The sequence below is a fragment of the Budvicia diplopodorum genome (genome assembly GCF_009800925.1).
GTDB classification, from domain to species: domain Bacteria; phylum Pseudomonadota; class Gammaproteobacteria; order Enterobacterales; family Enterobacteriaceae; genus Budvicia; species Budvicia diplopodorum.
In genome coordinates, this window is record NZ_WOYF01000003.1 from 202,192 (window position 1) to 217,848 (window position 15,657).

Annotated in this window: 14 protein-coding genes and 1 riboswitch; of the genes, 10 read left to right on the forward strand and 4 right to left on the reverse strand. The window is 47.0% G+C overall.

Going from position 1 to position 15,657, the window contains the following annotated elements; all coding sequences use genetic code 11:
• Nucleotides 1-356 precede the first annotated feature (356 nt).
• The 6 genes from GVI43_RS04900 (at nucleotide 357) to gatZ (ending at nucleotide 7,292) form a co-directional block, all read left to right on the forward strand.
• On the forward strand, nucleotides 357-1,211 hold the full coding sequence (locus GVI43_RS04900) for a tagatose bisphosphate family class II aldolase (RefSeq protein WP_159565704.1): 855 nt from the start codon (nucleotides 357-359) through the stop codon (nucleotides 1,209-1,211).
• A gap of 153 nt (nucleotides 1,212-1,364) precedes the next feature.
• On the forward strand, nucleotides 1,365-2,258 hold the full coding sequence (locus GVI43_RS04905; RefSeq protein ID WP_159565706.1) for a substrate-binding domain-containing protein: 894 nt from the start codon (nucleotides 1,365-1,367) through the stop codon (nucleotides 2,256-2,258).
• Nucleotides 2,259-2,400: 142 nt separating this feature from the next.
• Nucleotides 2,401-3,900, forward strand: coding sequence for a sugar ABC transporter ATP-binding protein (locus GVI43_RS04910; protein ID WP_159565708.1), 1,500 nt, complete (start codon nucleotides 2,401-2,403; stop codon nucleotides 3,898-3,900).
• The gene (locus tag GVI43_RS04915) at nucleotides 3,901-4,890 is read left to right on the forward strand and encodes an ABC transporter permease (RefSeq protein WP_159565710.1); all 990 of its coding nucleotides are present in this window, start codon (nucleotides 3,901-3,903) and stop codon (nucleotides 4,888-4,890) included.
• A gap of 19 nt (nucleotides 4,891-4,909) precedes the next feature.
• Nucleotides 4,910-5,872: a tagatose kinase gene (locus GVI43_RS04920; RefSeq protein ID WP_159565712.1), complete on the forward strand. Its 963-nt coding sequence runs from the start codon at nucleotides 4,910-4,912 to the stop codon at nucleotides 5,870-5,872.
• Nucleotides 5,873-6,020: 148 nt separating this feature from the next.
• Complete coding sequence (gene gatZ, locus GVI43_RS04925; protein WP_159565714.1) at nucleotides 6,021-7,292, forward strand: tagatose-bisphosphate aldolase subunit GatZ; 1,272 nt, start codon at nucleotides 6,021-6,023, stop codon at nucleotides 7,290-7,292.
• Nucleotides 7,293-7,351: 59 nt separating this feature from the next.
• Here the strand turns inward: gatZ and lpxL are convergent, their stop codons facing one another.
• Nucleotides 7,352-8,284: an LpxL/LpxP family Kdo(2)-lipid IV(A) lauroyl/palmitoleoyl acyltransferase gene (gene lpxL, locus GVI43_RS04930; RefSeq protein WP_159565716.1), complete on the reverse strand. Its 933-nt coding sequence runs from the start codon at nucleotides 8,282-8,284 to the stop codon at nucleotides 7,352-7,354.
• A 123-nt stretch (nucleotides 8,285-8,407) separates the two neighbouring features.
• Between lpxL and hldE the strand changes: the two genes are divergently transcribed.
• Together hldE and yjeH are read left to right on the forward strand one after the other, a co-directional pair.
• Nucleotides 8,408-9,835: a bifunctional D-glycero-beta-D-manno-heptose-7-phosphate kinase/D-glycero-beta-D-manno-heptose 1-phosphate adenylyltransferase HldE gene (gene hldE, locus GVI43_RS04935; protein WP_159565718.1), complete on the forward strand. Its 1,428-nt coding sequence runs from the start codon at nucleotides 8,408-8,410 to the stop codon at nucleotides 9,833-9,835.
• 12 nt (nucleotides 9,836-9,847) lie between these two features.
• Nucleotides 9,848-11,104, forward strand: coding sequence for an L-methionine/branched-chain amino acid transporter (gene yjeH / locus GVI43_RS04940; RefSeq protein WP_159565720.1), 1,257 nt, complete (start codon nucleotides 9,848-9,850; stop codon nucleotides 11,102-11,104).
• Between the two features lie 94 nt (nucleotides 11,105-11,198).
• Here the strand turns inward: yjeH and ubiK are convergent, their stop codons facing one another.
• Complete coding sequence (gene ubiK, locus GVI43_RS04945) at nucleotides 11,199-11,456, reverse strand: ubiquinone biosynthesis accessory factor UbiK (protein ID WP_159565722.1); 258 nt, start codon at nucleotides 11,454-11,456, stop codon at nucleotides 11,199-11,201.
• A gap of 159 nt (nucleotides 11,457-11,615) precedes the next feature.
• A riboswitch (FMN riboswitch) is annotated at nucleotides 11,616-11,782 on the forward strand.
• Nucleotides 11,783-11,887: 105 nt separating this feature from the next.
• Here ubiK and ribB point away from each other — a divergent pair.
• Complete coding sequence (gene ribB / locus GVI43_RS04950; RefSeq protein WP_159565724.1) at nucleotides 11,888-12,541, forward strand: 3,4-dihydroxy-2-butanone-4-phosphate synthase; 654 nt, start codon at nucleotides 11,888-11,890, stop codon at nucleotides 12,539-12,541.
• 66 nt (nucleotides 12,542-12,607) lie between these two features.
• On the opposite strand, the gene zupT is transcribed toward ribB, so the two are convergent.
• A complete protein-coding gene (gene zupT, locus GVI43_RS04955; protein ID WP_159565726.1) occupies nucleotides 12,608-13,375 on the reverse strand; it encodes a zinc transporter ZupT in 768 nt (255 codons plus the stop codon).
• Nucleotides 13,376-13,645: 270 nt separating this feature from the next.
• Between zupT and ygiD the strand changes: the two genes are divergently transcribed.
• Nucleotides 13,646-14,428, forward strand: a complete 783-nt coding sequence (gene ygiD, locus GVI43_RS04960; protein ID WP_159565728.1) for a 4,5-DOPA-extradiol-dioxygenase — start codon at nucleotides 13,646-13,648, stop codon at nucleotides 14,426-14,428.
• 59 nt (nucleotides 14,429-14,487) lie between these two features.
• Here ygiD and GVI43_RS04965 read toward each other — a convergent pair whose 3' ends face one another.
• Entirely contained in the window at nucleotides 14,488-15,645 is a 1,158-nt protein-coding gene (locus tag GVI43_RS04965) for a glutathionylspermidine synthase family protein (RefSeq protein WP_159565730.1), read from the reverse strand.
• Nucleotides 15,646-15,657: the final 12 nt, after the last annotated feature.

The window sequence follows — 15,657 nt, forward strand, 5'->3', positions numbered from 1 at the left end:
TAAGATTGAAAGCAAAGTCACGGGTTAATATAACTTTCAATTTGCTTATTTGCGGTGTGAGATGCTTCATTTTTAAACTTAAGGCCAACGATTGTCAATTTATCAAACGGTTCCAGCCTGATTTTTCGCGCTGTTATCCCATTTTTGTCAGTGCTTCTCTCTTACAGAGATAAAGCCACTAATCTTTCAAATTGAAAGTTATTTCGTGCTGTGAGAGATTCGTCACAGCTTTATCCCGTCGTTATCGCTACATTTACTTTCAATTTGAAAGTTTGGTGGCAATTGGACCGTTAAATCTTTTAAAACAAAAACTGAGATAACGGAAAAACGGTCAGATAAGCGAGAAGGGGTATTGAATGTATATTATTTCTAGTAAAAACATGCTCAAACAGGCTCAGCTGGGTGGATATGCGGTACCTGCTTTCAATATTCATAATCTGGAAACCTTACAGGTTGTGGTTGAAACCGCCGCCCGATTGCAGTCACCGGTTATTTTAGCCGGAACGCCGGGTACTTTTAGCTATGCCGGTCTGGAAAACGTAGTGGCAATCACTCGCGCACTGGCGACCGAGCACCGAATCCCATTGGCTTTGCATTTGGATCATCACGAAACTCTGTCTGACATTAGTCATAAAGTGAATCAAGGCGTACGGTCAGTGATGATTGACGGCTCTCACTTTGAGTTTGAGCAAAATATTGAGTTGGTTAATACCGTGGTGGAGTACGCTCATCGTTATGACGCCAGCGTTGAAGCTGAGCTTGGGCGTCTTGGTGGTCAGGAGGATGACCTGATCGTTGATGAAAAAGACTCCATGTACACCTCACCTGAAGCTGCGGTTGAATTTGTGCAACGCACCGGAATTGACTCTCTGGCCGTGGCTATTGGTACTGCCCACGGTCTTTACACTGCAGAACCAAAGTTGGATTTTGCCCGCTTAGAGAAAATTCGTCACTGCGTTGATATTCCACTGGTACTGCATGGCGCATCAGGTTTGTCGGAGGCTGATGTGAAAAGAACTATCTCGTTAGGCATTTGTAAAGTCAACGTAGCAACGGAGCTGAAAATTGCATTTTCTGATGCGTTAAAGTCCTATTTTATTGAACATGCTAATGCCAACGATCCTCGTCATTATATGCAGCCTGCAAAAAGCGCAATGGCCAGCGTTGTTGAAAAAGTTATTCACGTGTGTGGGTGCGAGGGCAGGCTTTAAAACAGATAGCCTGATTTAATTTTGTCGTGGATAAATTAATGAGTCATTGGAGGAGCCTGAATAATATTTAATTAGTTTTAATAATAAATCAGTTACGCATTCTATACCGGTTAGCGATATTACATCTTACATAATAAAATAAGAGGCTTAATCATGAAGAAATTACGTATTCTGCGCAGTGCCATGGTACTCGGCGTTGCTTTTTTCTCTGCAGTGACCTTCGCCAAAGAATATAAAATAGGGGCATCGTTATTAACCCAGCAGCATCCTTTTTATATTGAATTAGCCGATGCCATGAAAGCCGAAGCTAAAAAGGACAATGTTGTTTTAAACGTAGCGATAGCAAACCAAGACTTAAATAAACAGTTGTCTGACGTTGAAGATTTTATTACTAAAAAGGTCGACGCGATTATTATTTCACCGGTAGATTCCAAAGGCGTTCAGGCTGCAATTATGAAAGCCAAACGCGCAGGAATCCCGGTGATTACCGTTGATGTTGCCGCCGTGGGTGGCGATGTAGTTTCCCACGTCGCGACCGATAACTTTGCCGGCGGCGTAGAGGCCGGTAAGTTAATGGGTAAACTGCTTAACGGTAAGGGCAAAGTAGCCATCATTGAATATCCGGCGCTGCAGTCAGTGGTCGATCGGGTTAACGGATTTAAACAAGGGCTGAAAGATACGCCCGATGTCAAAGTTGTTGCCAGCCAAACGGGGATTACGCGAGCTGAAGCCTTAGCCGTTTCGCAAAACATGCTGCAGGCTAATCCTGATTTAAACGGTATTTTTGGCTTTGGTGATGATGCCGCTCTGGCCGCCGTGATTGCGGCAAAATCAGCTAAAAACGACAATATTAAAATCATCGGCTTTGACGGCATGCCTGAAGCCCGAAATGCAGTAGATAAAGAGAAAACCTTCGTTGCCGTTATTCGTCAATATCCCGATAAAATGGGTTCTGAAGCGATCAATGTTGCGGTTGATTATCTGAATGGCAATAAAGATGTGCCTAAAGTTATTCCGGTTACGCCGGGTATTTATATCAAACAATAATCAATATAAAACGGCATAAGCATGGGCGATATACGCCTGACTTATATTCAAAACATGTCAAGGTGCAGGAAGGCGATAATCTCATCTGCACCTTGACGTATGACGGATATACGCTGCCTGAAATACCGCGTTGGAGATAGTAATGAATGACATTGTTCTTGAGATCAATTCAGTCACTAAAAAATTTGGTCCGGTACAAGCATTAAAGAATATCAGCCTAAAAATAAGAAAAGGCCGAGTCCATACGCTATTAGGTGAAAATGGAGCGGGCAAATCGACGCTGATGAAAATACTGGCTGGTATATTTCCGCCCAGCAGCGGTGAGATTATTTATCAGGGCCAGCATGTGGCGATAAAAAGTCCGTCAGAATCTCGGAAAATGGGAATTGCCATTATTTTTCAGGAGTTAAGCCTGAGTAATAATATGACGGTAGCGGAAAATATTTATGCCAACAATGAACCCAGCCGTTTTGGTCTGATTGACGACAGAAAGATGGTTTCTGACTGTCACCGGTTGCTAAATGATTTAGCTATTCCACTGGATCCGCACACCTTAGTTGGCGATATGTCGATGGCCCAGCGCCAATTAGTGGAAATTGCCAAGGCTCTGAGCTATCCGGCTGAGGTGGTGATCATGGATGAGCCAACTTCTTCCCTGAGCGATAACGAAGCCGGCATCCTGTTTGCAATTATTGATAAGTTAAAGGCCCGCGGCTGCGCAGTTATCTACATATCTCATCGAATGGAAGAGATTATGCAGGTATCTGACGATATTTCTGTTATGCGCGACGGTGAATATATTGCCACTCACGCTAAAAATTCGACCGATATTAATAGCCTGATTGCCCAGATGGTCGGGCGTGAAATGAAAAATATCTACCCGCCAAGGCTGAGTAATCCGCCTGACGATAGCTTGCCCGATGTGATTGAAGTTAAAAACCTGTGCCATTCCCACTATTTTCATGACGTTAGTTTTTCGGTGCGTCCGGGAGAAGTGTTGGGCTTTTTCGGCCTGGTGGGCTCGGGCCGCTCTGACATTATGCGAGCGCTGTTTGGTCTGGTGGAATATCAAGGGGACATTTTGATTAATGGTCATCCGGTCAAAATTAAAAAGCCTAAAGATGCTATCGATCGGGGTATCGCCTTTGTTACCGAGAACCGCAAGGAGGAAGGACTGGTCCTGATGCATGATGTGAATAGCAATATCAGTCATATCTCTTTCCAGTTTTTCTCTACCTCTTCCGGCCTGATTAAATATAAAGAAGAATACGCTAAAACCTGCAGCGCTATCCGGCGGATGAATATCAAGGTTAACGATCCTCATCAGTTAGTCAGCAGCCTGAGTGGCGGTAATCAACAAAAAATAGTTCTGTCTAAGTGGTTAGAGAAGATCCCTACGATTCTGATTCTGGATGAACCAACCCGTGGGGTAGACGTTGGAGCCAAGTTTGAAATCTACAACGTTATCCGCGACCTCTCTGCCACCGGCACGGCAATTATTCTGATTTCGTCAGAGCTTCCGGAAGTTATGGCCCTTAGCGATCGCTTAATTGTGATGAGAAATAAAAGAATTGTGCGTGAGTTTTCAGCTATCGGGCTGACTCAGTCTGATGTGATGGCCGCAGCAACAGGAGTAAATTAAATGAGTGAAAATACGCTACCCCAGTACGATGATTATGAGATTTCTGGTAAACAGCGTTTGGTTCAGGTGTTTAAGCGTTATGGCGGTATTACCGGTGGATTGATTGCGCTGATCGTTTTATTCAGCTGTCTCAATGATAATTTCTTCAGTACTAACAATTTAACCAATATTGTCTTGCAGGTATCGATTATTGCCATTACGGCGTTCGGTATGACCTACGTTTTATTGCTAGGGGATATCGATCTTTCCGTTGGTTCTGCCATTGCCTTAGTCGGCACATTATCGGCATTGGGCCTCTCTTTTGGAATTCCACTGCCATTAGTTCTGCCGCTGGCCATTTTGGCTTCCATGGTGCTTGGGATGGTTAATGGTAGTCTGACTGCTCTGGCAGGCATTCCTTCCTTTATTGTGACCGTTGCGACTATGGGTATTTTCCGTGGAATTGCCTATATCGTTACCGACGGTACGCCAATTATGATCGACAATCCGGGATTTTTAGAAATCGGTAACGGTGAACTTTTATCCGTGCCTTATCCAATCTGGATCCTGCTGATTCTATTAGTGGTTAATCACTTCATTTTGTCTAAAACCACCTTTGGACGAAAAATCTATATTGCCGGCGGTAATAAAGAAGCGGCAATTTATTCCGGCATTAACGTTTCGGTTCTGAAAGTAAAAGTCTTTGTTATTACCGCGATGATGGCGGGAATAAGCGGGTTGATATTAGCTTCCAGACTGTATTCAGGTCAGCCAAATGCAGCCATCAGCTATGAGCTAGACGCCATAGCCTCGGTGGTTTTGGGCGGAACAAGCCTGAACGGCGGATACGGTACCGTGATTGGCACCATGATTGGCGCATTGACTATCGGTGTCATTAATAACGGTATGAATTTAATGAACGTGCCTTATTTCTATCAGCTAATTGTTAAAGGGCTGGTTATTTTAATTGCCGTATACGTTGACGTCAGAAATAAAAAGAAACGCGGATAGCACTGTCTGGAGAATATGAATGAAAAGTATTTATACGATTGGTGAAATATTAGTTGAAATCATGTCCGATAAAATAGGGCAGAAGTTTAATCAGTCCGGGATTTGGCGAGGGCCGTTCCCCAGCGGTGCACCGGCCATTTTCATCGATCAGGTGACTAAACTGGGCTGTAAATCGGGCATTATCAGCTGCGTTGGCAATGACGGATTTGGTCAGATCAACATTGAGCGTTTAGCACAGGATGGCGTCGATATCAGCGGTATAAAAGTGTTGCCTGAAGAGACCACCGGTAGCGCATTCGTTACTTATCATCTTAACGGCGATCGGGATTTTATTTTTAATATAAAAAATGCCGCCTGCGGTAAATTATCTTCTAGCCATGTAGAGCCTGAACTATTGGCCAACTGTGGGCACTTCCACGTAATGGGATCATCGCTATTTTCTTTTCATATGGTGGATGCCGTGAAAAAGGCCGTTGACATTGTTAAGGCCAACGGCGGCACCGTCTCTTTCGACCCCAATATTCGTAAAGAGATGTTGGGCATACCTGAAATGTCGGAAGCTCTGCATTACATGCTGGAACTGACGGATATCTATATGCCAAGCGAAGGCGAAATTATGCTGCTCTGTGACGCTAAAAATCCGCAGAAAGCTATCGCCCATTACCTTTCTCTCGGTATTAAAGAGATTGTGGTTAAACGGGGTAGCAAAGGCGCGAGCTATTATTCAGCTAACGAAGAGCAACACGTAGAGTCTTATCGGGTTGAAGAGGTCGATCCTACCGGCGCCGGAGACTGCTTTGGTGGCGCCTATATTGCCTGTAGAAACCTAGGGTTCTCTGTTACTGATGCTCTGACCTATGCCAACGTTTGTGGTGCTTTGTCTGTGACTAAAAAAGGGCCAATGGAAGGAACGTCAACCATGGATGAAATACGTTTATTTGTTAATGAATATATTCATCCTGAGGTGGAGAAAACGCATTGAGTTAATTAAACAGCATTAATTATTATCCGGTTTATCTGAATTAAATATATGCCTACATCCTCTTGTTATTAAAGCAAGCGGGGCCGTTTATTTTTTTATTCAGATAAGTCATTAGAAATAGTTTAGCTAAAACGGACAGGTATATAACATGAAATCAATTATTGCCGAACATAAGCAAGGGAAAAACGTGGGCATTTGTTCAGTATGTTCAGCCCATCCGATAGTGATTGAAGCTGCATTACGCTTTGACTTAGATAGCAATAAAAAAGTGTTAATAGAAGCTACCTCCAATCAGGTTAATCAGTTTGGCGGATATACCGGAATGAAACCGATAGATTTCCGTGAGTTTGTGTATGCCATTGCTGAAAAGGTTGGATTCCCTCGTTCACGGCTTATTTTAGGTGGCGATCATCTAGGGCCTAATTGCTGGCAAGATGAAAGCGCGGAACAGGCGATGAGTAAGTCAGAGGTGCTGATTGCTGAATATGTGAAGGCCGGGTTTACTAAAATTCATCTGGATGCATCGATGCCCTGCAAAGGCGACCCGGTTCCACTTGCCCCGTCGACCGTTGCTGAACGGGCTGCCCGGCTTTGCGCAGTGGCGGAACGGGTGGCAACAGACGAGCAGAAAAGCCTGCTTAGCTATGTGATTGGCACAGAAGTTCCGGTTCCCGGCGGTGAGTCGCATGAGATTGGCTCTGTTCACGTTACGCTGCCGCAGGATGCCCATCAAACCATCGTGACTCATGAAGCCGCGTTCCGGGCTAAAGGGTTAGACAGCGCATTGTCTCGGGTTATAGCGATGGTGGTTCAGCCGGGCGTCGAGTTTGACCATTCTAATGTCATCCATTATCAGCCGGAGAAGGCCCGTGCGCTGTCTGAATTTATTGAGCAAACGGATTTAGTGTATGAAGCCCATTCAACGGACTATCAGACCGCCGACGCTTTTAGCCAATTGGTTCGAGATCATTTTGCTATTTTGAAAGTTGGCCCGGCGCTGACTTTTGCGCTTAGAGAAGCAATATTTGGGCTATCAATGATAGAAAAGGAGTTGGTGATTGCTGAAAAGCAGAGTCGCGTTATTGATGTTATCGATACGGTAATGCAGGACCAGCCAGAATACTGGAAAAAATACTACCATCAGGTTCACTCTAAATCGATGATAGATATTCACTTTAGTTTGTCTGACCGCATGCGCTATTACTGGCCTCAGGAACGAATTAACGCAGCAGTAACCCGGCTGATGGAAAATTTGAAAGAGGTGACCATTCCTTTAGGCATGCTAAGCCAGTATTTTCCACAGCAGTTTCAGCGGATATTAACCAAACGGTGCAGTGCGGATCCTATGAGCTTAGTTATCGATAAAATTCAGGATGTACTGCGGGCTTATGCTTACGGCTGTGATGCAGAAAAATCATAAATAATCTGCCGTCGCCTAAGCGTTTATCGATTAGGCGACGGCCAATAAAGTCGTTTTTGCTAGTTATACAGTGAGGCTTCACCCTCAGGGCGGGTTTTAAACCGACGGTGAAGCCACATATATTGATTTGGCGCTAATAAGATTTGTTGTTCAATGGCCTTATTCATAAACGTCGCCGCAGTGACTTCATTATCAACCGGAAATCCTTCCAGTGGGGGCTTAACGATCAGCGTATAGCCTGAGTTATCTTCATTTCTCATCGGGATAAAGGGTATCAACAGAGGGTCAGCAGCCCGCACTAAGATGCTGGTGCCAATGGTTGTAGCCGCTTTTTCAACGGCAAAGAACGGGGCGAAAACGCTGTTGCGAGGGCCGTAATCATGGTCGGGAGCATACCAGATCAGTTCACCCTGTTTCAGGCTACGGATCATGCCTTTGACGTCGCCTCGAACGATCATGTACTTGTTGGAACGCAGACGGCCCCAGGTTTGCAGCCAGTCCATCAGCTTATTATCATGCGGGCGATAAACGCCAACGCCGGGCCTGACGGTACCGATAATTCGGGCACCCAGTTCCAGCGTTAAAAAGTGGATGCCGATAACTAACATGCCGCGCGGCTCTTCAATGCTTAGCATCAGGTTTTCTATGCCCTGAATTTTGCACCATTTCTTAATTCGCCACTCTGGCCAAAACCATGCCATGCCGGTTTCAAAAATGGCCTGACCGGTTCCTTCGAAATTCTTAACCATCCATTCAACATGTTGCTGTTCGGTCATATCTGGAAAACAGAGTTCGATGTTACGCCGGGTGATCCTTTTTCTGCGGGTCATCACGCTCATGGCCCGACGACCAAGCCATCGGCCTAGGCGAGTAAACCAAGGATAGGGTAATAAAACTAACAGATAGAGCACACCGATTCCAAACCACACCAGCCAATAGCGTGGATGTAAAAGCTCTCGGGTAAACTCTGGTTGTATATGATTCTTTGCCATAAAAAGTGTATTCAGTAAAACCTTATAATGTGTGTAATGGTGTTTTAACGCATGCCTATTTTAAGTAACGGTTATGATAAACTACGGCACAATATATGCTGTTCTCGTTTGATGGAGTATGGGATGAAAGTAATGTTACCCGATTTCAGCCGCGCCAGAGTTATGGTAGTGGGTGACGTCATGTTAGACCGCTATTGGCATGGGCCAGCCAGTCGTATATCACCTGAAGCGCCGGTTCCGATCGTTAAGGTTAATACCGTTGAGGATCGCCCGGGCGGAGCGGCGAACGTGGCAATGAACATTGCTTCTCTTGGGGGGGCTTCCAGACTGGTTGGGTTAACCGGTATGGATGACGCAGCCCGAGTATTAAACACAAAACTTGCGGAGGTGAACGTCAAATGTGATTTCGTGACGTCTGCCACGCATCCAACTATTACCAAACTCAGGGTTCTATCTCGCAATCAACAGTTGTTACGCCTTGATTTCGAAGAAGGTTTTGAGGGCGTTGACTCTCAATTAATCCTTGATCGCGTTCAACAGGCATTACCGCAATTAGGTGCGTTAGTCTTATCAGATTATGCAAAAGGAGCGTTATCGTCAATTCAGCAATTGATTAACGCTGCTCGTGAAGCAAAGGTTCCTGTACTGATCGATCCTAAAGGCTCTGATTTTGAGCGCTATCGTGGGGCCACATTGTTAACGCCAAATTTATCTGAATTTGAAGCCGTGGTGGGTCACTGTAAAAACGATGACGAGCTGATTAAGCGCGGTATGAAACTGATTGAAGAATTTGAGTTCAGCGCACTGTTGATAACCCGCTCAGAGAACGGAATGACGCTGCTCCAGCCGGGTAAAAAACCTTTCCATATGCCAACGCAGGCGCAGGAAGTGTTTGACGTAACCGGCGCGGGAGATACGGTTATCGGCGTGCTGTCTGCCTGTTTAGCGTCGGGTTTATCGTTGGAAGAAGCCTGTTTCTTAGCCAATGCGGCCGCCGGCGTTGTGGTGGGTAAAATCGGGACATCGACCGTATCGCCTATCGAGTTAGAAAATGCAATCCGTGGTAGAGCCGATACCGGCTTCGGCGTTATGGATGAAGCTCAGTTGAAACAAGCGGTCACCAACGCCCGCCAGCGCGGTGAAAAAGTGGTGATGACCAACGGCTGCTTTGACATTCTTCATGCTGGCCACGTTTCTTATCTGGCCAATGCCCGCAAACTGGGGGATCGGCTGATTGTCGCGGTGAACAGTGATGCTTCAACCCGCCGTTTGAAGGGTGAAACTCGTCCGGTTAATCCGTTGGCTCAGCGCATGATTGTGCTATCTGCTCTGGAATCCGTTGACTGGGTTGTTGCTTTTGAAGAAGACACGCCTCAGCGCCTTATTGCCGACGTACTGCCAGACTTATTGGTGAAAGGCGGAGATTACCAGCCGAAAGATATCGCCGGTAGTAAAGAAGTGTGGGCTGCGGGCGGTGACGTGCAGGTGCTGAATTTTGAAGATGGTTGTTCAACCAGCAATATTATTAAAACCATCAAGGAGCGCGGCTAACCGGCCGGAGGCATGAGCGGACTTAAACAGGATATCGGGTTAACGCAAGGGATTGGGCTGCTCTCAACGTCGCTATTAGGCACCGGAGTGTTTGCCGTTCCCGCGTTGGCGGCAATGATTGCCGGGCAGAGCAGCCTGTGGGCATGGCCGCTATTAATCGCGTTAGTTTTTCCTATTGCCATTGCTTTTGCTTCGCTGGGGCGTCATTTCCCCAATGCCGGTGGTGCTGCGCACTTTGTTAGTTTGGCGTTTGGCCCTCACATGGCCAGAGTGACCGGATGGCTGTTTTTGTCGGTGATCCCGGTTGGTTTACCTGCAGCATTGCAAATCGCATCGGGGTTCTGGCAGGCCGCTTTTGGTCTGGATTCATTGGGGTTACAGCTGGTTCAACTGGGTACCCTTCTGGTTATCTGGCTGTTAGGCATGCGTAGTGCAGGCTCTAGCGCCAATCTTCAGATCGTTATTGCGGGTTTGATTGTGGCGATGGTGGTCTCTATCTGGTGGAAAGGCGGGATTACGCCGTCTTCGATTGACTGGCCGTCTTATCAGGCGCTCTCTGCTGGGCCGATGTTTAATACGCTGGCGGTGATGTTTTGGTGCTTTGTTGGGCTGGAAGCGTTTGCACATTTAGCCGCAGAGTTCCGTCATCCTGCACGAGATTTCCCCCGCGCATTGTTAATTGGTTTGTTGCTGGCGGGTGGCGTTTATTGGGGCTGTACCGTTGCCGTATTGGCTTTTCATTCTTACGGTGGCGACATGGCGGCTGCGGCATCACTACCGGCGATAGTGGTTCAACTATTTGGCTCTAAGGCGCTGTGGGTTGCCTGCATTATTGGCTATTTGGCCTGTTTTGCCAGTATGAATATCTATACTCAGAGCTTTGCCCGGCTGGTATGGTCACAGGCCCATGAGCATAAACCGAACGCTTGGGTGGCCCGGCTTTCTCGTTCGTATTCACCGCTAAACGCTCTGACGCTGGTATTGCTGTGCTGTCTGGTTTCTTCGCTGGCCGCCGAGTATTTGGCGCTGTCCCTTGATGTACTGATTGTGTACGCCAACGGTATTTTTGTGTTTATTTATTTGCTGTGCATGCTGTCTGGCTGCCGGTTACTGAAAGGGCGCTCACGGGCTATGGCGTTTATCGGCAGCGGCTTGTGTTTGCTACTGTTGGTAATGATTGGTTGGAAAACGCTGTATGCACTTGCCATGTTTTTTGTACTGTGGCTGGTTTTGCCAAGAAGAAAAAACAACGTGCTTCTGGCTGATTAACCTCTGCTTTTAAATCTACTGTTTTTAAATATCAGCGGGGCAGGTTCCTTTATCGGTTCCTGCCCCGTTATATTTGTGATGGATTGCAGACAATTTAGTCTTCTTGGGTTTGGCCTTTAGCTTCAAGCTCTGCCAAGCGTTTTTCAAGCGAGGTCAGCTTTTCACGGGTTCTCAAGAGTACCTGAGTTTGAATATCAAACTCTTCCCGGCTGACAACGTCAAGTTTAGCTAGTTGATTTTGAAGGCCCTGACGGATCTTCTTCTCGACTTCATCACCCAGCTCACGGATGCCTTTAGGCATTGACTCATGGACTTGCCGGGCTATTTGTTCAATTTTTTTCGGATCGATCATTAGTCTACCTTTGATGGTTGATGGCGTCTGAATGTAATACTTGCCTTTAGTTTACTGTCTGTTTGCCTGAGTATAAACCCTTGATTGCTGAGTCTCTGTTTTGATGAAGAATTTTTCGCAACGATTGAAGCCCATAATAATTAGGGTTATAGTATTCAGGCTTATTCTCAGGGCGGGGTGCAAGTCCCCACCGGCGGTAAACCATAAAGCCTACATGCTAAATGGAAGCCCGCGAGCGCTTAACTTAGCTTAGCCTAAGTTCAAGGTCAGCAGACCCGGTGTAATTCCGGGGCCGACGGTTATAGTCCGGATGGGAGAGAGTAACGATAACGGGCCGGGCATTCGTCCGCCTCACGTTATTTAGGCGTTTCGCCTACTCCTAAGCTGCCCTGATTCTGGTAATCCACATTATTTACGAGGTTATTTTTACCATGAATCAGACTCTACTTTCCGAATTTGGCACGCCTATCGAGCGTGTAGAACTTGCACTTAATGCCCTCCGTAACGGTCGTGGCGTAATGGTGCTAGATGATGAAAACCGTGAAAATGAAGGTGACATGATTTTTGCCGCCGAAACAATGACGGTAGAACAGATGGCACTGACCATCCGTCACGGTAGCGGCATCGTTTGCCTGTGCATCAATGAGCAACTTCGCGAACGGCTGGCGCTTCCAATGATGGTTCCGGCCAACTCAAGCCGCTATCAGACCGCTTTTACCGTCAGTATTGAAGCGGCTGATGGGGTGACGACCGGCGTTTCTGCCACCGACCGGATAACCACTATTCGTGCCGCGGCGGCTGACGGTGCATCGCCTAGCAGCTTGCATAGCCCTGGCCACGTATTTCCACTGTGCGCCCGCCCGGGCGGTGTATTAACGCGCCGTGGTCATACTGAGGCTACCATCGATCTCGTTACTCTTGCCGGGTTTAAACCGGTCGGCGTTCTGTGTGAACTGACCAATGACGATGGCAGCATGGCTAATGCTCCACAGGTGATTGAGTTTGCTAAACAGAAAAATATGCCGGTTGTGACTATCGAAGATCTGGTCGCTTATATTGAGCAACAGGCGAAGAAAGCCAGCTAATAGCTAGTGCTTTACATAAAAAAGAAGCTGCCACGGCAGCTTCTTTTTTTTATGTATTTTAATACGTTACACGGTCCAGAACTGCAAAAGCGTTAGGCTCAGCCCCATCACCGACATCCCGCACAGAATGCCATAGCTAGGATTATTATTGGGGTCAATCTCTTTGGCCAGCGGCATCAGTTCATCTACCGATAGGGCAACCATAATCCCGGCTACGGCGGCCATAATAGCGGCCATAATCACCGGTGACACATCTGGCCCCAACAGGCAGAAAGCAAACAGCCCGCCGACTATTTCAGCCGTGCCTGATAAACCCGCCCATAGCAACGCTGTGCTTTTTGAGCCCGTCGCAGCATACACCGGCCCGGCCACGGCTAGACCTTCCGGAATGTTGTGAATCGCAACCGCAAGGGCAATGCCCATCCCCAATTCCCAGTTAGTGCTGGCCGTAACAAAGGTTGCGATACCTTCAGGGAAGTTATGCAAGCTGATACCCAGCGTTAACAGGATCGCCGTGCGTTTTAGGTTGCGCGAAGATTTTCTTTCTACGGGCATTAAGTCATGGGCATGCTGATGTGGCAGCATCCGGTCCAAAAGGAAGTATCCAAGTAGGCCGATAATAAACATGCCGTAGCCTAACATCGGTGACATACCTTTAGTATTCAGCGCTGCCGGTAGCATTTCCATGAGGGAAATTAACAGCATGATACCGGCGGCAAAACCAAGGGCAAATGCCAGTAAGCGATTTGATGGCTTTTGACCAATAATTCCTAAAAAGGCACCAATAAAGGTTGAAGCCCCGGCAAGTAACGTAAGAATTAAAGGAACAGACATAAAACCTCTCAATTGATAATAGTTATCATTACCGATGGTAGCAAACTAATAGCCAAGAGCAAATACGTTAATAACAATTTAACTAATAGGGGCTATATATCTTTTAAAATTCAACTAATTTGATTATCTCAGTCAGAGCTATTGTCTATCAGACTCTATACTGGAGAGTAAGATAGATGAAATAGAGCGCACTCAATATTGCCCAGCCTACTCATTATAGCCAATTGTCTGGGTTCAGAGGAAAGTGCGTAAGTTAACAGAGGAATCATCATGACCAGCAACTTAATGCCCGCGCTGTTTTTAGGACACGGTAGCCCGATGAATGTGTTAGATGACAACATTTATACTCAAACATGGCGGGATTTGGGTAAGCGCTTACCGCGGCCAACGGCGATACTGGCTATTTCTGCCCATTGGTATACCAGAGGAACGGCGGTAACGGCGATGGCGCAGCCAAAAACTATTCATGACTTTGGCGGTTTCCCACAGGCGTTGTTTGATACACGGTATCCGGCTCCGGGTTCTCCGTCTTTAGCCGCGAGAGTGCAGCAGCTGTTAGAGCCTGTCGCGGTGCATTCCGATACTTCCGAGTGGGGTTTAGATCACGGTTCCTGGGGCGTGCTAATTAAAATGTATCCTGACGCCGATATTCCCGTTGTACAGTTGAGCATTGATGCAACGCAGGAACCTGAATATCACTATCAGTTAGGTAAAGAATTAGCCGCTCTGCGCAGTGAAGGCGTGATGATCGTTGCCAGCGGTAACGTGGTGCACAATTTACGCATGGTGAAATGGCAGGGTGGCGACGAACCTTATGATTGGGCTGAATCCTTCAATACGTTTGTTCGAGACAATCTGGCCTATCGCGGCGAGCAGCATCCGTTGGTTAACTTTATGCAACGCCCGGATGCTAAATTGGCCTCTCCTACGCCTGAACATTATTTACCCCTGTTATATATATTAGGCGCATGGAGCGGTGAAGAGCCTATCAGCGTTATCGTTGACGGGATTGAAATGGCGTCGTTGAGTATGATGTCGGTTCAGGTTGGATAAGCTATTAATGCAAGTCTATATGAAACGGCCCTGAGGATTCAGGGCCGTTTGGCTAACAGTTAATCCAGAATAATATGGGGATAATAGCGGGAGAGGTCCTGCGTGATTAGGCTATGATCCTCACGTAGGCCGATACCGGCAGGCCGATCGTCCACTAACCAACTGCCGATCAGGGTATAGCTGTCGTTAAAGCGAGGCATTGGCTGGAATTGCTGAATAATCATCCCTTCTTCACCGTAAGGCCCGTCGACTTTACACACTTCCTGACCATTCTCAGTAATCTGGATATTAGCCCCTTCCCGGGAGAATAGCGGCTTGGTGACATAGTGGGTTAAATCGTGAGGCTCACCGGCAAAGTAAGCGGGCAGCAAATTAGGGTGGTTTGGATACATTTCCCACAGCAACGGCAGCAGCGCCTTATTGGAAATGATGCTCTTCCACGCAGGCTCTAACCAACGAACGCCGGCATCGGTGAGCTTGGTTGAGAAGATCTCACGGAACATAAATTCCCAAGGATAAAGCTTAAACAGATTGCCGATCGTTCGATCTTGCATATCGGTAAACTGTCCTTTTTCGCCAAGGCCAATATTTTCGATAAACAGGAACTCATTGGCTAAGCCCGCCTCATTCGCGCAGTCTTGCAGATATTGTACGGTACCGCGATCTTCATCGGTATCCTGGCAGCAGGCAAAGTGCAGCAGGCTAAAACCGTGCAGATTTTTGAATTCAGCAAAGCGTTCGATCAGCTTGTCCTGAAGGCTATTAAACTGGTCAGCGTTCTGAGGCAGATTACCTGCATTGATTTGATCCTCTAGCCACATCCACTGGAAAAAGGCGGTTTCATACAACGAGGTGGGCGTATCTGCATTGTTTTCTAACAGCTTCGCGGGTCCTTTTCCGTCGTAGACTAAGTCCAGACGGGAGTAGAGCGAAGGTTGCTGCGTTTTCCACGAGTTTTGTACGAACTCCCAGCAGTGTTTAGGGATGTGAAACTTAGCCAGCAGTGCTTCGCTGTTGGCCACTCTGTCAACAACCTGCAGGCACATCTGGTGAATTTCAGCGGTTGTATTTTCTAGCTCTTCAACCTGTGCCAGCGTGAACTGGTAATAGGCGTCTTCACACCAGTACGGCTCGCCATACATAGTATGAAACTTAAAACCGTACTCTGTTGCAACGTCGCGCCAGTTAGGGCGCTCGGTGATGGATTGACGAATCATTAAACCTTAGCC